This window comes from Pseudomonas sp. SDO5522_S412, from assembly GCF_054071215.1.
On record NZ_JBSVWQ010000013.1, the window covers coordinates 41,934 to 63,263 of the forward strand.

The 21,330-nt window shown below is 58.2% G+C and carries 18 protein-coding genes and 1 pseudogene; 11 read left to right on the forward strand and 8 right to left on the reverse strand.

All coding sequences use genetic code 11. The features are described 5' to 3' along the window. Positions 1–4: 4 nt before the first annotated feature. On the reverse strand, positions 5–712 hold the full coding sequence (locus ACW9I6_RS05470; RefSeq protein ID WP_057023605.1) for a FadR/GntR family transcriptional regulator: 708 nt from the start codon (positions 710–712) through the stop codon (positions 5–7). A gap of 156 nt (positions 713–868) precedes the next feature. Between ACW9I6_RS05470 and ACW9I6_RS05475 the strand changes: the two genes are divergently transcribed. The 4 genes from ACW9I6_RS05475 to ACW9I6_RS05490 all read left to right on the forward strand — a co-directional run bounded on the left by ACW9I6_RS05475 (position 869) and on the right by ACW9I6_RS05490 (position 4,903). Further along, a complete protein-coding gene (locus tag ACW9I6_RS05475) occupies positions 869–1,750 on the forward strand; it encodes a fumarylacetoacetate hydrolase family protein (RefSeq protein WP_457339014.1) in 882 nt (293 codons plus the stop codon). Continuing rightward, positions 1,747–2,532: an alpha/beta fold hydrolase gene (locus ACW9I6_RS05480; protein WP_457339015.1), complete on the forward strand. Its 786-nt coding sequence runs from the start codon at positions 1,747–1,749 to the stop codon at positions 2,530–2,532. The genes ACW9I6_RS05475 and ACW9I6_RS05480 overlap by 4 nt, the downstream gene beginning before the upstream one ends. A 118-nt stretch (positions 2,533–2,650) precedes the next feature. Beyond that, on the forward strand, positions 2,651–3,976 hold the full coding sequence (locus ACW9I6_RS05485) for a metal-dependent hydrolase family protein (protein WP_057023608.1): 1,326 nt from the start codon (positions 2,651–2,653) through the stop codon (positions 3,974–3,976). Between the two features lie 156 nt (positions 3,977–4,132). Next, on the forward strand, positions 4,133–4,903 hold the full coding sequence (locus ACW9I6_RS05490) for a hypothetical protein (protein WP_457339016.1): 771 nt from the start codon (positions 4,133–4,135) through the stop codon (positions 4,901–4,903). Positions 4,904–4,906: 3 nt separating this feature from the next. Here the strand turns inward: ACW9I6_RS05490 and ACW9I6_RS05495 are convergent, their stop codons facing one another. From ACW9I6_RS05495 to ACW9I6_RS05510, 4 genes are all read right to left on the reverse strand, one after another. Then, entirely contained in the window at positions 4,907–5,656 is a 750-nt protein-coding gene (locus tag ACW9I6_RS05495; protein ID WP_457339017.1) for a FadR/GntR family transcriptional regulator, read from the reverse strand. Continuing rightward, positions 5,610–6,101 carry a dihydroneopterin aldolase gene (gene folB / locus ACW9I6_RS05500; protein WP_457339018.1) on the reverse strand — a complete coding sequence of 164 codons (492 nt, stop codon included), beginning with the start codon at positions 6,099–6,101 and terminating at the stop codon, positions 5,610–5,612. The genes ACW9I6_RS05495 and folB overlap by 47 nt, the downstream gene beginning before the upstream one ends. A gap of 4 nt (positions 6,102–6,105) precedes the next feature. Then, positions 6,106–6,651: a GTP cyclohydrolase I FolE gene (gene folE, locus ACW9I6_RS05505; protein WP_457339026.1), complete on the reverse strand. Its 546-nt coding sequence runs from the start codon at positions 6,649–6,651 to the stop codon at positions 6,106–6,108. A 102-nt stretch (positions 6,652–6,753) separates the two neighbouring features. After that, positions 6,754–7,635, reverse strand: coding sequence for a LysR substrate-binding domain-containing protein (locus ACW9I6_RS05510; RefSeq protein WP_457339019.1), 882 nt, complete (start codon positions 7,633–7,635; stop codon positions 6,754–6,756). Between the two features lie 137 nt (positions 7,636–7,772). Here ACW9I6_RS05510 and ACW9I6_RS05515 point away from each other — a divergent pair, with 137 nt between their 5' ends. Then, positions 7,773–8,489, forward strand: a complete 717-nt coding sequence (locus tag ACW9I6_RS05515; protein WP_457339020.1) for an SDR family oxidoreductase — start codon at positions 7,773–7,775, stop codon at positions 8,487–8,489. Positions 8,490–8,525: 36 nt separating this feature from the next. Further along, a complete protein-coding gene (locus ACW9I6_RS05520; RefSeq protein WP_457339021.1) occupies positions 8,526–9,578 on the forward strand; it encodes an SDR family oxidoreductase in 1,053 nt (350 codons plus the stop codon). A gap of 101 nt (positions 9,579–9,679) precedes the next feature. Here ACW9I6_RS05520 and ACW9I6_RS05525 read toward each other — a convergent pair. Together ACW9I6_RS05525 and ACW9I6_RS05530 are read right to left on the reverse strand one after the other, a co-directional pair. Continuing rightward, a pseudogene (locus ACW9I6_RS05525) lies at positions 9,680–10,148 on the reverse strand (integrase arm-type DNA-binding domain-containing protein); the annotation flags it as partial. 151 nt (positions 10,149–10,299) lie between these two features. Further along, positions 10,300–11,214: a LysR family transcriptional regulator gene (locus tag ACW9I6_RS05530; RefSeq protein WP_008433801.1), complete on the reverse strand. Its 915-nt coding sequence runs from the start codon at positions 11,212–11,214 to the stop codon at positions 10,300–10,302. A 248-nt stretch (positions 11,215–11,462) separates the two neighbouring features. On the opposite strand from ACW9I6_RS05530, the gene ACW9I6_RS05535 reads away from it, so the two are divergent. The 4 genes from ACW9I6_RS05535 to pgm all read left to right on the forward strand — a co-directional run bounded on the left by ACW9I6_RS05535 (position 11,463) and on the right by pgm (position 17,741). After that, entirely contained in the window at positions 11,463–12,485 is a 1,023-nt protein-coding gene (locus ACW9I6_RS05535) for a zinc-dependent alcohol dehydrogenase family protein (RefSeq protein WP_003217140.1), read from the forward strand. 651 nt (positions 12,486–13,136) lie between these two features. Further along, on the forward strand, positions 13,137–14,558 hold the full coding sequence (locus tag ACW9I6_RS05540) for a hypothetical protein (protein WP_457339022.1): 1,422 nt from the start codon (positions 13,137–13,139) through the stop codon (positions 14,556–14,558). A 24-nt stretch (positions 14,559–14,582) separates the two neighbouring features. Further along, positions 14,583–15,995 (forward strand): aminotransferase-like domain-containing protein, encoded by a 1,413-nt coding sequence (locus ACW9I6_RS05545; protein WP_457339023.1) that lies wholly within the window; start codon positions 14,583–14,585, stop codon positions 15,993–15,995. A gap of 99 nt (positions 15,996–16,094) precedes the next feature. Further along, entirely contained in the window at positions 16,095–17,741 is a 1,647-nt protein-coding gene (pgm, locus tag ACW9I6_RS05550) for a phosphoglucomutase (alpha-D-glucose-1,6-bisphosphate-dependent) (protein ID WP_087694418.1), read from the forward strand. Positions 17,742–17,868: 127 nt separating this feature from the next. On the opposite strand, the gene ACW9I6_RS05555 is transcribed toward pgm, so the two are convergent. Then, a complete protein-coding gene (locus tag ACW9I6_RS05555; RefSeq protein ID WP_457339024.1) occupies positions 17,869–18,564 on the reverse strand; it encodes a pirin family protein in 696 nt (231 codons plus the stop codon). 218 nt (positions 18,565–18,782) lie between these two features. Between ACW9I6_RS05555 and ACW9I6_RS05560 the strand changes: the two genes are divergently transcribed. Continuing rightward, positions 18,783–21,251: a UvrD-helicase domain-containing protein gene (locus ACW9I6_RS05560; RefSeq protein WP_457339025.1), complete on the forward strand. Its 2,469-nt coding sequence runs from the start codon at positions 18,783–18,785 to the stop codon at positions 21,249–21,251. The last annotated feature ends 79 nt before the right edge of the window (positions 21,252–21,330 follow it).

A 21,330-nucleotide genomic window follows, 5' to 3' on the forward strand; every position in this document is an offset into this window, starting at 1 on the left:
GGGTCTAGTTGCGCCCGAACAGGTTGCGCTGGACCTGAATTAAGTGACCTTCGATCAGTTCGCGTGAGAGCTTTTCATCACGGTCGCGCAGGGCATCGACGATCGCGCGGTGCTGCTCTTCGTACTGACTGCGCCGCTCCGGGGTCAATGAGTTCTTTTTAAGACGCCCCCATTCGCCTTCTTCGCGAATCTGCGTGGTGAGTTCAAGGATTTTCAGGAAAAAACTGTTATGGGTCGCTTCTGCGAAAGCTTGATGGAGGGCGCCATCCCAGTGCTCGAATTCCTCGATAGTGGAAGCCGCTTCGGATCGGGTGATGCACTCGTCCATCTTTTCGAAGTCAGCGCCCGTGGCATAGCGAACGATCAGGCTCGGCATTTGGGTTTCGATCAGAAGCCGCGCCTCCATCAGCTCGGCAGGACTCGTCTGGACGGCCGAAGTGCGGTGTTCAACGACAGGCATCACGAGCCTTACGTTATCAGCGACGAACGTGCCACTGCCTACCGTTTGAGTGATCAACCCCATTTCCTTGAGATTGGAAAGCACGCGCCTGACGGAGCCCCTCGACGCCTGAAAGGATTCGCTCAATTCTCTTTCGGCAGGCAGCTTCTGGCCCGCCGCAAGCCGGCCGCTTTCGATCTCTTCGACTAGGTATTTGGCCAAGTTCCGCGCGCCATCTGCACGAACGGACTTTTGAGCCACTGCTTCACTCACGCTGAAAGCCTTTTTGGTAGGAGGGTTGAGGGTGTATGAGAGTGAAAGGTATACCAATTGGTCTAATGCTGCAAAAAAATGGTTGCATTGGTTCTTTTGTGGTCCTATATTCGGTTTCAGTTGAACCAAAAATAGACCGTAAGAGGACCAATAACAATGAAACTCGCAACCATTCAAAACCCTGCCGGCGAGCTGTCTGTTGTAGTCGTGAACAGCGAAACCGAACGCTTCTGGCCTGTTTCCGAACTGATCTCCGGCTTCACGGGTGACATGAACCAATTGGTACTACAGTGGGATCAGTTGAAAGCTGACCTGGTACCGAGCGGTGAAGGCCAATCGTTGGAAGACGTTACCCTCAAGGCGCCGTTGCTGCCACGTCGCAACCTGTTCTGTGTCGGCAAGAACTATCACGAGCATGCGGCAGAGTTCAGCAAGTCCGGTTTCGACCACAGCGCCAAAGACGGCGAGATCGCTCCTGAATTCCCGGTCGTCTTCACCAAGACCCCAGACACTGTCATTGCCACCAATGACAAAATTCCGCGTCACGCTGATGTCACCGACCAGCTCGACTACGAAGCTGAATTTGCCGTGATCATAGGCAAGGGAGGGCGTGGCATCTCCAAGGCTGACGCCTACGCACACGTGTTTGGCTACACCATCGTCAACGACATGACCGCTCGTGACCTGCAGAAGAACCACCGTCAATGGTTCCTTGGCAAATCGCTCGATGGTTTTGCACCGATGGGCCCGTGGATCGCCACTGCTGATGAAGTCAACGTTGCTGATGCCACCATCCAGTGCTGGGTCAATGGTGAGCTGCGCCAAAACTCCAACATCGGTCAACTGATTTTCGACATCCCTCACCTGATCGAAACCATTTCCGCTGGCATCGAGCTTAAGCCGGGCGATGTGATCGTAACCGGTACTCCGATGGGTGTTGGTATCGGCTTTACGCCTCCACGCTTTCTGCAGTCGGGTGATGTGGTTCGTATCGAAGTCGCCGGTATCGGCGCTCTGGAGAATGAGGTGGCAGAGTGACTACCCAACTCCTGAACGGCATCGCCGTCGAGGTTTCAGGGGAGGGCACCCCGCTGCTGTGTATTCATGGCTTGGGCGGCTCCTCTAATACTTGGACCTCTGTTCTGCCGGCTTTCGACGGTTTTAAGGTCATCCGTTTCGACCTGCCGGGCAGCGGTCGCTCTGCTCTGGGCAATACAGCGCTTTCTATTGAACTGTACGTGCAAACTGCGGAGCAGGTTTTGGAAGCGCTGGGGGTCGACAAGGTTCATGTGGTCGCGCACTCCATGGGTACCATCGTTGCGGCTCACTTTGCCGCGCGCCATCCACAAAGGGTCAGCAGTCTGGCGCTGTTCGGTCCGTTGCTGGCGCCACCCGATGCGGGCCGTCCGGGCATTCAGGCCCGTGCTGACCTGGCCCGCAGCGGCGGTGTTGAAGCGATGCAGGAAATTGCCGATGCGATCGTCAAAGGCGCTACGGCACAGCAAACCAAGGACGGTCAGCCCGCCGTGGTCGCTTTGGTGCGCGAATGCATCATGCGTCAACCTGTAGAGGGCTACAGTCAGAGTTGTGAGGCTCTGTCGAAAGCACAACCGGCGGCCGTCGAAAAAATCACAGCGCCCGTCCTACTGGTGACTGGGGATCAGGATGGCGTCGCGCCTGTTGCAGCCGTCAAAGCGTTCACTGAGCGCCTGTCCAATGGTCGCATGGTGACGTTGGACGCGTGTGGGCACTGGACGACCTTTGAAAAACCCGTGCAGTGCATGGGCGAGCTCAAGCAGTTCTATTCATCCATAGCGTGATCTTCATGGCGGTCGGGCTTCGCCTAAGCCTGACCGGCATTCTTCAAGCGGGAGAGTTTCTACAGCCGCCAATCGTTTCGGCCCTGTGTAACCCTGATAAAGATTTCGGAGAATTCAGATGCATAACAATAAGATTGCATTCACGAATGTCACCATTTTCGACGCAAGCGGTGACAAGCCTTACAAAGGCAGCGTGCTGGTTGAGGACAATCGCATCAAACGTATTGTCCGTGGCACTGCCAAGCTTCACGACCTCGATGCGAAAACCATCGATGGTAAGGGTGCGTTTCTGATGCCCGGCATGACCGAGGCTCACACGCACTTTTCCTGGAATGACCAACCTTCGCTGGCAGCCATTCAGATGATGCCGCCGGAGGAACACATCCTCTGGTGTGTCGGTGTCGCCAAGCGCTACCTCGATATGGGGTGGACGTCGTGCATTGGTGCAGCCGCCGCGAAGGCTCGTCTTGATGTTGTTCTGCGTAACGCCATCAATGCGGGGCAGTTTCCAGGACCGCGCTACCTCGCAGGTAGTCAGGAAGTCTCCACTATTGGTGCATTGGGCGACAACACGCTCCCGCACCTGCCGTTTCCTGAGCTTAACTTCGGCGCTCTGTGCTGTGGTCCTGAGGAGATTCGAAAAACGGTTCGGACCTTCATCAAATACGGGGTCGACCATCTGAAGATCAACCTCTCCGGTGAATACATTGCCGGCATCGCGGCGGAGACTTCGCCGTTTTCCGAGGAAGAGATCGCCATGCTGGTTTCCGAAGCCAAGCGTTTCGGTAAGCGCGTCGCTGCACACGCGCGTTCGGCGGAGTCGGTCAAGCAATGCGTGCGTTACGGCATCGACATGATCTACCACGCAAGCTTCGCGGACGAAGAAGCGTTGGACATGCTCGAAGCCAACAAGGAAAAGCACTTCGTGGCGCCAGGTCTGGCCTGGTTGATTCGCACCACCTACAACGCATCCGAATATGGGATCACCCCAGCGATCGCAGAAAAAATGGGCTACAAGCGCGAGCTGGAAGCCGCCTGCGAAACACTGCAGAAGATGCATAAGCGTGGGATTCGAGTGCTGCCCGGTGGTGACTATGGATTTGCCTGGATGCCTCACGGCACCAACGCCATGGACCTCGAGTATTTCACCACCTATCTGGGCATGACCAATATGGAGGCCTTGATTGCGGCCACCCGTTACGGCGGCCAGATCATGATGCAAGGGGGTGAGCTGGGTCAGATCAAGGAAGGTTTCCTCGCAGACCTGATGCTGGTCACTGGCAACCCGCTGGCAGACATCCGGGTCCTGCAAAACCCTGAAAAAATTGCGCTGGTCATGAAGGACGGCGCGATCCACAAGAGCTCTTTCGAGATCCTGCCTCCGAGAGCTGTCATCCACCGCATGCCTGCCCAGAAAAATTCAATGGCAGCTGCGCATTCCTGATACGGGGCGCCTTCGGGCGCCTTGATTCAATCCATCAGATAAACCGGCGCTGATCGCAGGATCAGGGTCTTGAAACCCCTTTGCCCAAAGCTCGCTGATCTCGTCCGCGTGCGGTGTAGCTGTGTGTCTCCATAACAACAACAATCGAGATAGACCATGAAAAAAGTACTTATCCCTGCTGCAGTGCTGTGCGGTTTCCCTATTTCTTCGTACGCAGCTGACTACCCTGAATTCAATTTCAACGTTCTCAGTGTTATGGCCACGGGCAATTCAAAGGCTGATCCCATTCTCGGCACAGGTACGTCGGACAAGAACCTGACGACCTACCAGTTTGAACACTTCAGTACCTTTAAGTACGGCGATATCTATCTGGACGCAGAGGTGTACAAAGGCGATGACGTCGGGGGCGAAGGTGCCGCTTCTGGCGGTTCGGGGAAAAGCTCTCAGAACCTGCTGGTGGCAAACCCAAGGTTGAGCCTGGGCAAGATGACGGGTAAATCGTTTGCGTATGGGCCGGTGACGGATGTGTCGCTTATCGCGCGCTGGGAAGATGCCAGCTATGCCGACTTTCGCTCAAGAAACTACGGCCTTTCGCTCAACTTTGATGTGCCAGGCTTCGTTTATTTCGAATCCGGTCTGCTGCGGCGTACCACCAACTACAACGACCCCAACTGGCTGTGGCGTTCGTACCTGATTTCAAAGCCATGGGAGATTGCCGGACAGCAGTTCAACTTCACCTTGCTGTCATTGATCAACGGCACAGACCATAACGGCACTGAGTATTTCACCCGGCCTGAAGTGCTCTGGCACGTCGACAAGGCCGGATCGTTTCAGTTCGGCGTCAGAGTGGAGACTCACCACTACGACATCGGAGGAGACCGCTACGAGCGCATCTCCCCCAACATCATTTTCAAATGGTTTATGTGATGGTCACTTCCAGAAGGTAGCGCCGATACGGTTTATCCACTTGGCATTCCCCGGGCGGGTCCCCAGCAATTCGTCGAGTTTCTCGATCAAGGGCGTAAGCATGTTGCGGGCCGCAGAGGAAGCAGCTTCTTCGTCACCGGCAATGATTGCATCAAGAATGGCATGGTGATCGGCAAGACTTGGTTCCGGAAGGTCAGCATCCGAGAAAATGCTTTTGGTATGGCTGTGGATAGAGGCGTTGAAGTAGGCGTACAAGGCCTGTAGGGCATCATTGTGCGAAGCGGTTGCGATCGCGACATGGAAGTCGCGGTCCTGATCCAGAAACTCATCGAGAATGCTTTCGGTCGTGTACTCACCGCGAACATCGAGGGCGGCTTTCAGGCGGGCTATGTCCTCAGGGGTACGACGCCTGGCCGCAAATCGGGCAGCCTCGGACTCCAGCAGGCACTGCAGCTCGATGTGGTCCCGTAACCCGGAGCGGTTCAGCTTGCTGACGGTTTGCGCAGGGTCCAGCTCGCGCCGTACGTACGTGCCATCGCCTTGGCGAACTTCCAGCATGCCCGAGTGCGAAAGCACACGGATCGCTTCACGAACAGTATTTCGACCGACGGCGAATTGCTCGGCGAGCTCCGCTTCTTTTGGTATGCACTCACCCACCTTCCAGACGCGCTGATCGATCAGCGAGCGGATGGTTTCGATGGTGGACTCAACCAGCGAGAGACGCGGGACCGGGGTTTGACCTAGTTTTGCCATGGTTTGATTCATTCTCGACTAAAGCAATAGATCCTGAGATCCCATCATTTTTATTATACACACGCGGGTTTGTCGATCTGCGCGAGGTCAGTGTCACTGAAACAGAGTCGGTAAACCTCAGTGCTAACAGACGCTCGACCTTGATCCTGGCGTACACGATCCTCTGAAACTCCATGACCTTACCGAGCAGCTCCTGGGCTAATCGTTCCAGTAAGGCAAAACGCTCGTTTTCCACGTGAGGCATCAACGCGTCTACGACCTTCTCGTAGTCGACGGCCGCGTCGACATCGTTGTTTTCCATTGCCTCGATGGCGTCGTACATGAGGGTAAGACTGATCCGCAAATCCTGCTTGTAGCGCATTTCGTCCTCGAGCACACCGATGTAGCCACGCATGCTCAAGTTGTTGATTTCGATTCTGGCCAACCCTGACGTTACGTCGCTCACGATGTCAGCTCCTACGGATCAGCTGAAGAAATTCCTGGCGTATAACATCTGAAGCCCGAAACGAGCCCAGCATTACTGAGGTCTGCATCATCGAGTTCTGCTTCTGAACACCACGCATCATCATGCACATGTGCTGAGCCTCGATCACGACGCCTACGCCGTCTGCATCCGTCACTTCACGAATCGCGTCCGCGATCTGGCGAGTGAGGTTTTCCTGGATCTGCAGGCGCCTTGCGAACATATCAACGATACGGGCGATCTTGGACAGCCCAAGTACTTTCCCAGTGGGGATGTACGCAACGTAGGCTTTACCGATGAAAGGCAGCAAGTGGTGTTCGCAGAGCGAGTACAGCTCAATGTCTCGAACAATGACCATTTCGTCGGTCGTGGCATTGAACAGCGCACCGTTGACAATCTTGTCCACGGTCTGTTCATAGCCATGGCAGAGATACCTCATGGCTTTCGCTGCGCGTTTAGGTGTGTCGAGTAATCCCTCGCGCTCCGGGTTTTCACCGAGAGCGTCCAGTACTCCACGGTAATATTGCTGCATTGATTCGTTCACGAAGGAGCCTTGAAGTGTCGGTAACTGTCATAGATCCTAACATCCTATCTATTGGCTTTTCAATGAGAGCTGTTCTCGGTTATCGGCTCTTTACTGCAGACGCTTCTGCAGGAAATCAGCCAGAGCCCGCACTCGCTCGGGGATGTATCGAGTTGGGGGAAATACGAGGAAGAATTCGAATTCATCCTCGGATTGCCAATCATCGAAGATCGGTATCAGCTCCCCGCGTTGCACCTCAGCATCACCGTAATAGCTCGGCACTTGGATGATACCCAAGCCACTTTGTGCTGCCGCTACAAGCGCCAGTCCGTTATCGCTGCCGATCCGACCCGCTGGTTGCAGGTGATAAACGGTTTTGTCTTTTTGAAAACTCCAGCGTCGGCTCAATAGCGAAAGGCAAAGCGATGGCGGCAGCTCACCAGGATGATTGCAATCAGCCACCGATGGCAACAGGTCAGGGGCAATCAGCGTGCGAAGGGGAAAGTTGATGAGTCGTCTAGCGATGAGGTTCGAGTCGGCAAGCGGACCCAGCCGAACGCTGATGTCGACGCCTTCGCTGACCAGGTCAACATTGCGCGCCGTGACGTTAATGAACAGATGAATGCTGGGATATTGCAGCGCGAATTCTGCCAGCAGCGGGGGTAGGGTGGTTTCAGCGAAATGCCCAGCCAGGCTGATTTTGATATGGCCCTTAAGCTGGGAGCGGCCCAGGCGGACTTCATCATGAGCCTCTTCGATCCCGTCCATGAGTCCCCGGCATTGCTTGTAAAAAGCTTGTCCGGCCTCGGTCGGTACGCAGCCGCGTGCAGTACGTTGCAACAACTGTTGACCCAGGCTGCGTTCCAGCGCGCCGACCTTGCGACTGAGGTTGGCGACCGAAGAGTCCAGGATCTTCGCTGCTGCGCTGAAGCTGCCGCCTTCAACCGTGGCAACCAGCTCCGGTATTCCATCAAGTATGTTTGGCTTTCCCATAGTGCAAAGCTGCTTCTCTTTTTTGGATCTACCTAGTCATTTTCCGTAAGCATACGCTGAGTCCCACTTAACGCTTGAGCTTTTTAGTGGACGCATATCGCGTCGCAAAAAGACCATGAGACATGGGAGACTCTGGTATGTCATTTGAAGGTAAAAAAGTCGTCATCCTCGGTGGTGGCTCCGGTATGGGCCTGGCACTTGCCAAGAAGGTGATTTCTTCTGGTGGCAAGGTGGTTATCGGTGGCCGCAATGCTGACAAGCTCAGCAACGTTGCAGTCATGCTTGGTGATTCGGCTAGTTACCGGGCATTTGATCTCGGTGATGAAGCCGCAGTCAAAAGCGCATTCGAGGATATTGGAGCGTTTGATCATCTGGTCACCACGGCTGCCGAGTTGACGTTCGCTCCCGTGGCGAATCTCACGACTGGGCAAGTGGAATCGATGCTCGTCTCAAAGTTTTGGGGGCCGTTCTACGCCTCGAAATACGCTACTCCTAATATCGCCAAAGAGGGCTCGATCACGTTCTTCTCCGGCCTGGCAGCTTACCGACCTGCGCCTGGGGCATCGATTGTCGCGGCGCTGAACGCAGCGCTCGAAGGTTTCGCGATGACGTTGGCACTGGAGATCAAACCGGTACGGGTCAACGTCGTCTCACCAGGCGTCGTTGATACCCCAACATGGGACTTCCTGAGCAATGAGGACCGTCGAGGGCTTCTCGAAAGCGTCGCGGGTAGCCTTCCCGTCGGCCGCGTCGGCCAAGCTGACGATCTTGCAGACGCTGCGCTGTCACTGATGGGAAATGGCTTCATCAATGGCACCGTGCTCCACGTTGATGGTGGTGGTCGCATTGCCTGACGCCAAGTCTTTGCGGATCTACTTGAGGATTTTGATATGAACGATAAACACGTTGCGCTCGTTGTTGGTTCCAGCGGAATCATTGGCAGCGCATTGGTTGAAACGCTGTTCAGCGCACCTGACTGGAATGTTCGGGCATTGCGTAAAACAAACTTGCCGGGCGTCGAGGCGATCGATTGTGACTTGAGCGATGCAGAGGCAACCCGACAAGCGCTCGAAGCTGCATCCGATACCACCCACGTGTTCTATGCGGCGTTGCAGACTGATCCTGATCTGGCGCGTGAGTCTGAAATCAACACCGTCATGCTCCGTAACGTGCTCGATGGGTTGAAGGCCAACGGAGCACCGCTACAGCGGGTGGTGCACTATCAAGGCGCCAAAGTGTATGGCGTTCACTTGGGAGCCAGCGTCGCACCTTTCTATGAAGACGACCCACGGCATGTGGCTGCCAACTTCTACTACGCCCAAGAGGATTTGCTCAGAGAAAGGCAGATCACCGATGGCCTGGATTGGAGCATCCTCAGGCCCGATGTGGTGGTAGGCGACATTGCGGGCAACCCGATGAACATCGCGATGGTCATAGGTGTCTTCGCAGCACTGAGTAAACAGGCAGGGGTGCCACTGCGTTTCCCTGGTTCCATGCGCACGTATCGAGAGGTCGTTGCACAACTCACCGACGCGCATTGGCTGGCACGTGCGAGCGTTTGGGCTGCACTCGCACCGACAGCTCGTAACGAAGCGTTCAACCTGGCAGGTGAGCCGTTCCGCTGGGAGCGCATTTGGATCAAAACCGCCGAAGCGCTAAACATGGAGGTCGCTACGCCTCAGCCGTTTTCTCTCGCCAAGCACATGCCCGGTAAAGCGGAGGACTGGGAGCGACTGGTATCTGAGCATGAGCTGAACACACTGCCTTATGAAAAGCTGGTTGGGTGGCCATTCGGTGACTTCATCTTCAACACCGAATTCGACATGATCTCGGACATGAATAAGATTCGTCGTGCGGGGTTCACCGAAGTCGTGAACAACGAGGAGATTATGGTTGATGCATTGAAGTGGTTGGCAGAGAAAGGATTCCTGCCGAGTCATTGAGTTGATCGCAATCGATTCAATTTTTTCTTCGGCGGTAGCGGCTGTTATCGCCCTGGATTCGCCTGCTTCATGCCCCATTGCTCAATGCTGTGCAGCCAGATCCTTTCGATCGCCGGGTTGCTGGTGACGACGTGGCGGATTTTCAATTCCTCGATGTTGCTGAGCACCACGTTGCATTCAACCCGGCCACGTTCTTCGGCGAAGCCGAGGATGGCACGGATAATGGTGCGCACGCGCCGCGCCATGGCCATAGTACGTAGGCGACGCAGTTCGGTGATGATCGTAGTGCCTTGCTCTAGCCTGATCTCGCTAACCGGCTGCTTGCCAATGGCAGGCAAGATGTGGTTTGCGACGTCACGGCGTGCACCGCGGGCAATTTCGCACGCCTCTTTCAGCCCGATATCGGGGTAAGCACCGATCGAGAAACGGTTCTCCTTGCCGTGCAGCCGATATTTTAATCGCCAGCGTTTGGAGGGGGACTTGCCGACAGTGCTTACCGGGCCCGGTCAGCGTGCGGATGATGGCGTCGCTGAGTTTTCGCTTGAAAACAACCGCAGTAGTGGAGGGCATCGGTGGGGGCATACTTTTTCAAGGAACCGAAATTGACCCTGATTTTGCCCCCAAGGGCGCTAGAATCCAGTGGATTCAGGCAAGCGGTAGTGGACGAAAAAATCCTATAACCCGATGTTATTAAAGGTTTTTGGAACTCTGTGGAATTCAGTTACAAACTCTCGGGGTCCCCGAAAAACATCTGAATCCGCGACCTTAACCACCGTTCCCCCGGATCATTGTCCTGTGACCCACGCCACGCCATGTGCAATTCAAAGGTGCGCACCGGCAGTGGCGGCTCCTCAGCCCGCAAGCCACCCGCTGAAGTCAACGCTTCAGCGGCATAGTCCGGCACGGTCGCGACAATATCGGTGCCCGCCAGCAATGTCCCGAGCCCATTGAACTGCGGCACAGCCAGGACTACGTGGCGCTTGCGGCCCAGTTTTTCCAGTTCTTCATCCAGAAACCCGCTCAAATCCCCGGCAAACGACACCAGGGCATGGGGCCGGGCGCAGAAGTCATCCAGGCTCATGGAACCCGGCATGCTGTCGGCTCGCAGCAGCATCGGCTTGCTGCGGCGCAATACCTTGCGCTTGGCGTTGGCCGGCAAATCGGTGGTGTAGCTCACGCCGATGGAGATTTCGCCGGAGGCCAGCAGGCCGGGCATCAGGATGTAGTTGACGCGGCGCACTACCAGCACAATGCCGGGGGCTTCGGCCCGCAGGCGCTTGAGCAGCAGCGGCAGCAGGGCGAATTCGACGTCGTCCGACAGGCCGATGCGGAATACCGCGGTGCTGGTGGCCGGGTCGAATTCGGAGGCGCGGCTGACGGCCGTGGAAATCGAGTCCAGGGCCGGGGAGAGCAGGGCGAAGATTTCTACCGCACGGGCCGAGGGCTCCATGCTGCGTCCGGTACGCACGAACAACGGGTCGTCGAACAGGCCGCGCAGGCGTGACAGGGCTGCGCTGATGGCCGGCTGGCCAAGGAACAGTTTCTCGGCAGCGCGGGTCACACTGCGCTCATGCATCAAGGTTTCGAATACGATCAACAGGTTGAGGTCGACACGACGCAGGTCGTTACGGTTCATCTTGTGTCCCAGGCGGCGTCAGTAAACTTGACGGGAGCGGTCATATAAGAACAATGACCGGCATGAATCTTACGGGGAAAGGCTGGTACTCTGCACCGGCTAATTCAGTTTTCCTACATGGCTTGGCACCTTTTCCGTATGTGCGGAATCAATGACAGGCATGTCGACTATTAACGGCGACCGGTGGTCTTGCCCCGAAAGCCCAGATAGAGTTCATGGCAATAGAGGTTACTTTGACGAGGTTTGCGATGTCCCGCACGATCCGTTTTCACAAGTTTGGTCCGGCCGAGGTGCTCAAATGCGAAGAGCATGCAGCCGCTAAGCCCGCACCGGGCGAAGTGCAGGTGCGCGTCGAGGCGATTGGCATCAGCTGGTACGACATTCTGTGGCGCCAGAACCTGGCGTCGTCCCATGCCCGCTTGCCTTCCGGCCTTGGCCATGAAATGGCCGGCGTGGTTGTGGCCGTTGGCGAGGGTGTCGACGACCTGGCGGTGGGTGACAAGGTCGCCAGCTTCCCGGCCGAGAGCCCGAATGACTACCCGGTGTACGGCGAACAGATCGTTCTGCCGCGCTCGGCCCTGACCCGCTACCCGGATGTCCTGAGCCCGATCGAAGCCAGCGTGCACTACACGCCGCTGCTGATTGCCTACTTTGCGTACATGGACCTGGCGCGGGTCAAACCCGGGCAATTCGCCCTGGTAACGGACGCCAGCCACTGTGCCGGCCCATCGTTTGTGCAGCTGGGCAAAGCCCTGGGGGTGCGGGTGATTGCCGCCACCAAGACCAGTGATGAGCGCGAATACCTGCTGTCCCTCGGGGCCGAGAAGGTCATCGTCACCGAAGAGCAGGACCTGCTGATGCAAGTCAACAAGTTCACCGACAACCGCGGCGTAGACGTGGTGTTCGATGGCTTGGGTGGCCCGCAGATGTCGTTGCTGGGTGATGTGCTGGCGCCGCGTGGCAGCCTGGTGCTGTACGGCCTGCAAGGTGGCAACCAGACGCCATTCCCGGCCTGTGCGGCGTTCCAGAAGAACATTCAGTTCTTTGTGCACTGCATAGGCAACTTCACCGGCAAACCGGAACTGGGCATCATCCAGGACCAGGTGGCCTTGCAGCGAGCCTTGCGTGACATCAACCAACTGACCGCCGACAAGGTGCTGGTACCGCTGAAAACCACGGTATTTCCGTTCAGCCAGTTCGTTGAAGCGCACCGCTATATGGACGAATGTCCGTGCCGTGAACGGGTTGCCTTGCAGGTAGAAACTGTTTGATCTGTGGGAATATTCTCAAGCGAGTATTCCTGCCCCCGGGCGCATGGGGCAAATGCGCCATTTGACAGGACTTAACCTGCCCACCGCTTGAATCGGGATTTCAGTACTTCAGCCCGATAAACCAGATGTATGCCCCTGACGCCGCCCTGAATCCCAGCGCGGCGTTGTCGTGTCTGCACACTCGATACCCCATGCAAGCCCCCATCTGAACCGGTTTTAGCCGGCGTTCTGTATCTGTTAATCATTATTCAAGTGCCGATAATTGCCCCGTCACTTTTATCTCAAGGATTGAGCAATGATTGAATATATGAAATCACCCCGTACATCCGTCAAGCCCAATAATGTTTCCCATGGCTGTTTTGCCGGAACATCAATATTGAAGTGGGTTATGTCGGATGCTTCTCTAGTTTGTAAGTTAAAGCAGCGTAGGAAGTTGTCAGAGCGTTCCTAAGACTTTCGGTTTGGGCTGCGTGCCCCTTGGCTTGGCGCCTTTTCGGGACTGGAAGCCCCCAAAGGCAGGCTTGGCAGGTAGGGCCCGGTGCTAATCTCCATTGAATGTCACATGTTGTAACGCCCCTACAGAAACAACAGGTCAGGCAAATGCCGTCAACGATTGCCCGAAACTGATATTTCAACTCAGGTAGTAGAACTATGAGCGCTATTCACGAACAAGCCATGAACTATGTCTATCAACAAGTATTGCAACGCTTGATAGGGCATTTCTCTCGAACAGAACGTACCTCGCTCCAGTTATTGATTCAACGAATCGTGGTAGCGGCAGGAGGCATGGAGCGGATCGGTGAATACAAGGTGCTGGTCGCTCACGGCGCAGGCGCCGGCAGCAGCTATGTCCTGGCGTTGTTGCGCGCAGCCCAGCTGACGCTTGCAGGCCGGGCGCCACGGACGTTTCAACTGCGGGTCGCGACCTTGCGCCATGCCGGCATGTCGCAAAATGCCCTGGACACGCTGCACCGCGGCTACAGCGCGCTGTTCCTGCATGACGATGCGCGTGTCGAATTGCTGATGGTCGAGAATCAGGAAGTCTTGCCGTTCAACCACCTGCGGCCGGCCTCCAGTGCGGCGCGCGACACCAGCCGGCGCAATATGCTGATGGTGGGGCACCTGACTTCGGGAGATCTTCGCCAAACCCTGTGCAACGACGCCTACCTGGCCCTCGGTGACTTTTACCAGCGCGTCACCACTTGCAATGGCGGCGTGCACGCGCTGGTCAGCGGTGACTCCGCGCGCAAGCAGCGGGAGTACCTGGCGTGGCTGAAGAAGGCCGCGCTGGCGAGCGGTGCAGAGATCCCGCCGCGCCAGCCCCTGGTGCTCAGCGGGCTGTTCGCGCGCATGGACGAGTGGAGCAACGCCTATTACTGCGACCTTTACGGCGAGCGCTACGCCGTCGCCGATAAGTCCGACACGGACAACCATCGCCACTTGGCCTATATCGGCGCTGCCGACCTTAAGGACGCGGCCGAATACACCTCCGGGCCGCTGTTGCGTCAGTTCATGGGCTATGAACCGGACGAGATTGGCTTTCATTTCAGCCACGCGAGCTATGCGAACCCGTTGCTGATGGCCCATCTGCGGGGCCTGCAGGCCGAGTGCCTACGGGAACTGGATTACGAGGAGGGCGCACAGGGCTTCATGCAGCAGGCCGCGCTGTTCATGCGGCGCAAGCAGATTCCCGAACACCTGATTGCCCAGGCAGCGACCCAGGATGGCCGAGCGCTGGCGGCCGACTACGCCCAGGCGCTCTTCGGATTGGATGAAAGCCAGCTGAACTGCCTGATGTTTTCGCCGTTTATCCGTCACGGCGAGCGCCTCGAAAGCTTTTTGCGCCAATGCCACCCCGGCATGCTGGTGGCACTTCCCGAGCTGCACAAGGCGCTGCAAGGCAAGCCGGTGGCCGAGATGCTGGTGCAATGGGCCATCGACATCAGCGGGTTGCCGATCGACCTGCTGCAACATCTCTATCGCAAGCGGCCAGCCACCGGCGTGCCGGGCATGGCCGAGACGCCACAGCAAGATGCTCCCGCCCTGGCAGCCTACCAACTGGCGGGGCGTTAAGCGGGTGGCGGCGGGTGACCAGCGATGAACCTCAGGGACGACCGGCAAACCGACTTCGCCTACCAGGCGGTGTATCGCTACATGATCAACCTCATCGGCGAGGTGGGCACGGATGCCCGGGTAAAACTGCCATCATTGCGGCAGCTGGCGGAGCGCCTGAATGTGTCGATCTCGACCATTCAATACGCTTATTCGTTGCTCGAGAAGGAGGGCCGGGTGTACTCGGTGCCCAAGTCGGGCTACTACGCCTGGCCGGTGTTGAATAAACCGCCAGGCAGCAGCGGTGGCGACCTGCTGGAGCGCCTCTATGCCAGTGCGCGACGTCCGGGAATGCGCGTGCTCAGCGCCGATGAACCGGCACTTGCGGCGTCACTGGACGCAGCGCTGTTGCTGCTCGAGCGCGAACTGTTGCGGCATTACCCGCATCATCTGCAGCCATGGTCGCAGCCCTGTGGCGTGTGGGAACTGCGGGCGACGCTCGCGGCGCGCTATACCTCGTCGCCGACCCGTTGCTGGCAGGCGGACGAGGTATACATCGGCGCCGACTTGCGCGGGGTACTGGAAATCCTGATCGAGGTGCTGGGTCTCAAAGGCGCTGCGATCATCGTCGAATCCCCGTGTGACTGGCTGATCCTGCGGTTGTTGCAGGGGGCAGGCGTGAGGGTTCTCGAATTGCCATTCACGGCGGACGACGGCCTGGACCTGGCGTTGTTCGAGCAATTGCTCAGCACCGAGCCGGTGCAGCTGGCGTTGCTGTCATCCGGTGTCAGCCTGCCGTCCGGCGTAGTCCTGCCCACCCATGATCGCCTGCAGCTAGTGCGATTGCTGGACCAGCATGGCTGTTGGTTGTTAGAAAATGACAGCCATGGTGACCTCGGCTTCGGGCAGCCAATCACCGCGTTACGGGACCTGGCCAATCCCGAGCGGCTGATGGTGTTTTCCACGTTCGAGAAGATGCTCGGGCCGGAAGCGCCGTTTGGCTATTTGCTGTCGCGCCACCTCAGCGGCGAGCTGCAGCGCCAGTTCCTGTTGCGCGCATTCCGGTTGTCCTCTATCCGCCAGCGCGCGATTGCGCGGCTCTATCAAAGCGGGCGTATCGACCAGCATCTGCGGGAGTTGCGACCGCAACTCAAAGAGCAGGCCCGGCTCATGGGCCTGCGGCTGGACACGCATCTGGGCAACCAGGTGAGCTACCGAATGCCCGCCGCTGGCGCGACCTTCTGGTTGCGCTCAGAGGCCCCGGTGGATATGCGCCAGGTGTTCCAGCGCCTGCTCACCCGGCAGGTGGTGATTGCGCCGGGGGAGTTGTTCAGCCTCAGTGGCCTGCACTGCCAGCATCTGCGGCTGAGCCATGCCGTTGACGGCGCCCATAACCTGGAGAATGCCCTGGATGAGCTGGCTCTGGCGCTCAGGCAGGCACAGACCGGCACTGAATGAAATTTCGCTGATTGCTGTAGGATTTATAACGTCGCGGAGCAGTCCAAGTCCCAGTAAACTGCACTTTTTTCCGAATCCTTCTCTTTCCGAGGTTTATGCATGACTCTCAGTCCTTTTGCGGGCAAGCCGGCACCAGCTCAATTGCTGGTAGACATCCCGCGACTGGTAACGGCCTATTACACCGGCCAGCCTGATGCAGCGATCTCCACCCAGCGCGTCGCCTTTGGTACCTCCGGGCACCGCGGCAGCTCGTTCGACCTGAGCTTCAATGAATGGCACGTGCTTGCCATCAGCCAGGCCATTTGCCTGTACCGTGAAGCCCAGGGCATCAACGGCCCGCTGTTTGTCGGCCTCGACACCCACGCGTTGTCCACCCCGGCGGGCGCCAGTGCGCTGGAAGTGCTGGCCGCCAATGGCGTGCACGTGATGCTCGCCGAAGGCGATGAGTACACCCCGACACCGGCGATTTCCCACGCCATCATTTGCTACAACCGCGGCCGCACCAGTGGTTTGGCCGACGGCATCGTGATCACGCCGTCCCACAACCCGCCACAAAGCGGCGGCTACAAGTACAACCCGCCCAACGGCGGCCCGGCCGACACCCACATCACCAAGTGGATCGAAGCCAAGGCTAACGAACTGCTGGCCAATAAGCTGGCCGGGGTCAAGCGCATCACCCATGCCCAGGCGCTGAAGGCCGACACCACTCATCGCCACGACTACCTCAACACCTACGTGGCCGACCTGGTCAACGTCATCGACTTCGATGCCATCCGCAACGCTGGCTTGCGCCTGGGCGTCGATCCGCTGGGCGGAGCAGGGGTGCGCTACTGGTCGGCCATCGCCGAGCATCACCGCCTGAACCTCGACGTGGTGAACACCGAAGTGGATTCGACCTTCCGCTTCATGAGCGTCGACTGGGACGGCCAGATCCGCATGGACCCGTCCTCCAGCTACGCCATGCAGGGCTTGATCGGCCTCAAGGACCGTTATGACGTGGCCTTCGCCTGCGACCCGGACCACGACCGCCATGGCATCGTGACGCCGTCCGGTGGCTTGTTGGCGCCGAACAACTACCTGGCCGTGTCCATCGACTACCTGTTCCAGAACCGCCCCGAGTGGCGCGCTGATGCTGCGGTGGGCAAGACCGTGGTCAGCAGCGGCTTGATTGATCGCGTGGCCAAGCGCATTGGCCGTCGCCTGTACGAAGTGCCGGTGGGCTTCAAGTGGTTTGCCGATGGCCTGTTTGACGGTTCGCTGGGTTTTGGTGGCGAAGAAAGTGCCGGCGCCTCGTTCCTGCGCAAGGACGGCAGCGTGTGGAGCACTGACAAGGACGGTTTGATCCCGGCGCTGCTGGCGGCGGAAATGACCTCGCGCAAAGGCCAGGACCCAAGCCAGATTTATCGCGGGCTGACCGATGCACTGGGTGAGCCGTTCGCCATTCGGGTGGATGCCAAGGCGACTCCGGCGCAGAAGGCCTTGCTGGGCAAGCTGTCGCCAGACCAGGTGACGTCCACGCAGTTGGCGGGGGAAAGCATCCAGCAGATCCTCAGCCACGCGCCGGGCAATGACCAGGCGATCGGCGGGCTGAAAGTCATGACTGAAAACGGTTGGTTTGCCGCACGGCCATCGGGCACCGAGGACATCTACAAGATCTACGCCGAGAGCTTTATCGGCGAAGATCACCTCAAGCAACTGGTGGAAGAGGCCCAGGTGTTGGTAGACGGGGCGATCTCGGCTAACTGATACCCAGCCTATGACTGATTAACCTGTGGCGAGGGAGCTTGCTCCCGCCGGACTGCGCAGCAGTCCCATTTTTGGGCGCGCTTCGCACCCCAGCGGGAGCAAGCTCCCTCACCACATTCAAGCTCGGTCAGGCGAGGTCGACCAACACGATCTCGCTGTCCTCAACCGCTGTCACCCGCAGTACCTGCTCATCCTCAACCGCTACACCGTCTCGAGCTTGTGCACGCAAGCCATTGACTTCAATCACCCCGGTGGCCGGTACCAGGTACGCCCGGCGTCCGTTGTCCAGCCGATACTCGGCACTTTCACCGGTTTTCAGGTTTGCCGCTACCAAGCGTGCATCGGCCCGAATCCGCAGGCTTTCGCTGTCTCCGGCCTTGCCACTGGCCAGGGTCACAAACCCTTCGCGGTCACCCTTCGGAAACGGCTTAGCGCCCCACGACGGCGGCAAACCGGCCTCATTGGGAATGATCCAGATCTGGAAAATCTTGGTCGGCGTAGCTTCCAGGTTGTACTCGCTGTGGGCGATCCCGGTGCCGGCGCTCATTACCTGGACGTCGCCGGCCTCGGTGCGGCCCTGGTTGCCCAGGTTGTCGGCATGGCTGATGGCGCCCTCACGCACATAGGTGATGATTTCCATGTCCCGGTGCGGGTGCTGCGGGAAGCCGGTGCCCGGTGCGATGAGGTCATCGTTCCACACCCGCAGGTTGCCCCAGTGCATACGCTTGGGGTCATGGTATTCGGCAAACGAAAAGTGGTGGTGAGCGTCCAGCCAACCGTGATTGGCGCCGCCCAGGGTGTTGAAAGGTCGAAGTTCAAGCATGATCGTCTCCTGTGGATGGGAGCCATCATCCAGCAGCGCCAGATCGATAAAAAGCGTAAAAAATGCTGGATTCCTATCGAATGCTTCGATGCCGATGCTCAGGACTTGTCTTCACTTCATCGCCTAACTGCATGAGCGCAAAGCAATTGGCTGGAACTGTGGGGCATTTGCGGCGACCATAGGGCTCTTGTCCGAGTTAAAGCATCGCAGGAGTCCGCGTGCCGCAACACACCCCCGATCTGCCTCCCGAACTGCGGCCACTGGCCGAAATGCCCCTGTTGAAACGGCTCGCCGCCCGATTATTCGGTCACGGCCTGACGCGCCTGCGGGCACAGCACCGTTTCTCATGGCTGCATGGCCAGGCCGACGGCTTTCGCAGTGGCCACACGGCCGGCGTGGAGTATGGCTATAAGGAAGGCAAGGCGGATGGTATCGAAGAAGGCCGCCAGGTCCTGCTGATTCGTGACTTCCGGCCGGATGAGCACACTGCGCCGGGTGTTGACGACAATCTGTTCGATGATTGGCGCCTGCCGCTGACCGCCGAGTTGAAAAAACGCATCAAGGCTGATGTGGCGCGCCTGCTGCCGGCCCATGCCCAGCCGAGTGCGGCGCAATGGAAGATGATCTTCAGCGACACGCCGTCCACCTCGGTGATCGCCGGCGCCGGCGCGGGTAAATCCACCTCGCTGGTGCTGCGTATCCTGCTGCTGACCCATTACCTGGGCTTCGAGCTGAGCTCGATGACGGTGGTGACCTTCACCCGTGAGTCGCGCAAGGACTTCATCAACAAGCTCATGGAAATTCTCGCCTTGTGGGGCCAACCCCTTGGTATGAAAGAAGCGCAAGCGGTGGTGCGGACCTTTCACTCACGCATCCTGCCAATGGTGCGCAGCCTGCCGGGCCTTGAACGGCTGCAGGCGTTCGAGAACCTCAATGCGCGGACTGAAGCGGACTTTGATGAGGCCGACAGCAACCCTTTCGAATTGCGGATCAACGACGCCCAGCGCCAGCAACTGAATGCCTGCTATCACCGGCTGCATGGCCGCCATGAACGCTTCCGCGAACTGATCGCCCCGCTGGCGCGCCATGCCCTGCAACTCAAGGAGCTGGAGCGCGATCACCCGGACGTGCAAAAACGCGTGGCGGTGACCGAACTGGCGGCCAAGCGCGATGAAGAACTCTGCGATGTGATCGAAGACCTGTGGTTTCGTGCCGGCGCATGGCCGATCAAGGGCATCGAGCCCAATCGCCAGACGTTCGATATCAACGGCGCGAAGTTTCACTGCCATGGCTACATTGCCGAACTGGATGCCTGGGTCGTACTGGGCTTCGACCCGCGGGAAAATGCCCAGGTCAGTCGACCCGGGTCCAAGCTGTCAGTACGTGCCGAATGGGCGGTAAAGCGAACCCTATTTCAAGCTTTCTGTCGTAAACCATTGATATGGCTAGAAAGCTACGAGTCTTCCAGGCGGCTTTTAAGCAGCCTGGCAGGTGACGCAACAGCGGGCCCGGGCTTCGATTACAAGGTCAAGGGCGAGCTGGGTTCGGCACCGTTGCTGGACAGCTTTGTTGCCGCCGCCGGGTTCATCGAGAACCTCGGGCTGGATGTGCCCACCGCCGTGGGCAAGATGAGTTTTGCCAAGGATGATCCAGACCGTTTTTACTTCGAGGCACTGAGCATTTTCTGGAAGGCCCTCGAAGATCACTTGCTGGACCAGTCGCCACCGGTCATGACCTACAACCGGATGTTCTCGCTGTTTGGCGAAAACACCCCGGAGAACCTGAAGTTGCTCAGCGACCCGCTGCTACGGCCGATGTCGCACCTGATGATCGACGAATTCCAGGACGTATCGCCGCAGATCGTCTCGTGGATCCGGGCCAGCCTGCGGGAGATCCGCAGCCGCGGGCCGGCCATGCACGTGGGGCGTGGGGCCCAGCGCTCTTCGCTGTTGTGCGTGGGCGATGACTGGCAGTCGATCTATGGCTGGCGTGGCAGTTCGCCCAAGTATTTCATGGAGTTCAACAAGGAGTTCCCGTCACCCACGACCACCCGGGTGATGCTGGGCGAGAACTACCGCAGCCATCAGCACGTGATCGATGCTGCCGAGCACATTGTGCGGGCGGCCCCGGCCATCAGCGGTAAGAAAGCCAAGGCCAGTGGAACCGCGAAGGAGTTGGTGCCGGTCACGGTGCGTGACCGTGACGATGCGGCGCTGGGCCAACAACTGCTGGCGCACTATCAAAAGGGTGATTCGGTGTTAATGCTGTATCGAAAAAGCAGCGATAAGTCATTGATGCAAGAGCATATTCAGTCGGTAGTTAATGTGGACTCTAGTTTGCCGTACGACAGCCGCCGGCTCAAGCAACTGACTTATCACAGCGCCAAGGGCCTGCAGGCGGATGCGGTATTCCTGCTGGGCGACTGCCAGCACTTGACCAGTTCGCCGTACAAGAACCAGGTCTACCGCATGGCAGGACTGGGCAAGGACGGCGATACCGAAGCTTACGACAGCGCGCAGAAAGACGAAGTGCTGCGCCTGGCCTACGTGGGCATTACCCGGGCGGTGAGCCATTGCTATTGGTATGTCGACGGCCAGGATGGCCAAGGGGTGAATGTGCCAAAGGCTTCGGACCGGGTTGCCGGGGACAAACCGTTTTTTGACGACCAGCGCATCAGCAAATCATAAGGGGTGACGTTGAATCCTGTGGCGAGGGAGCTTGCTGTGGCGAGGGAGCTTGCTCCCGCTGGAGTGCGCAGCGCTCCCA

Coding starts and splice junctions, on each gene's coding strand:
- ACW9I6_RS05475 (WP_457339014.1), top strand. CDS start 869: ATGAAACTCGCAACCATTCAAAACCCTGCCGGCGAGCTGTCTGTTGTA.
- ACW9I6_RS05485 (WP_057023608.1), top strand. CDS start 2,651: ATGCATAACAATAAGATTGCATTCACGAATGTCACCATTTTCGACGCA.
- ACW9I6_RS05490 (WP_457339016.1), top strand. CDS start 4,133: ATGAAAAAAGTACTTATCCCTGCTGCAGTGCTGTGCGGTTTCCCTATT.
- ACW9I6_RS05495 (WP_457339017.1), bottom strand. CDS start 5,656: ATGGCAAAACTAGGTCAAACCCCGGTCCCGCGTCTCTCGCTGGTTGAG.
- folE (WP_457339026.1), bottom strand. CDS start 6,651: ATGCAGCAATATTACCGTGGAGTACTGGACGCTCTCGGTGAAAACCCG.
- ACW9I6_RS05510 (WP_457339019.1), bottom strand. CDS start 7,635: ATGGGAAAGCCAAACATACTTGATGGAATACCGGAGCTGGTTGCCACG.
- ACW9I6_RS05515 (WP_457339020.1), top strand. CDS start 7,773: ATGTCATTTGAAGGTAAAAAAGTCGTCATCCTCGGTGGTGGCTCCGGT.
- ACW9I6_RS05520 (WP_457339021.1), top strand. CDS start 8,526: ATGAACGATAAACACGTTGCGCTCGTTGTTGGTTCCAGCGGAATCATT.
- ACW9I6_RS05530 (WP_008433801.1), bottom strand. CDS start 11,214: ATGAACCGTAACGACCTGCGTCGTGTCGACCTCAACCTGTTGATCGTA.
- ACW9I6_RS05535 (WP_003217140.1), top strand. CDS start 11,463: ATGTCCCGCACGATCCGTTTTCACAAGTTTGGTCCGGCCGAGGTGCTC.
- ACW9I6_RS05540 (WP_457339022.1), top strand. CDS start 13,137: ATGAGCGCTATTCACGAACAAGCCATGAACTATGTCTATCAACAAGTA.
- ACW9I6_RS05545 (WP_457339023.1), top strand. CDS start 14,583: ATGAACCTCAGGGACGACCGGCAAACCGACTTCGCCTACCAGGCGGTG.
- pgm (WP_087694418.1), top strand. CDS start 16,095: ATGACTCTCAGTCCTTTTGCGGGCAAGCCGGCACCAGCTCAATTGCTG.
- ACW9I6_RS05555 (WP_457339024.1), bottom strand. CDS start 18,564: ATGCTTGAACTTCGACCTTTCAACACCCTGGGCGGCGCCAATCACGGT.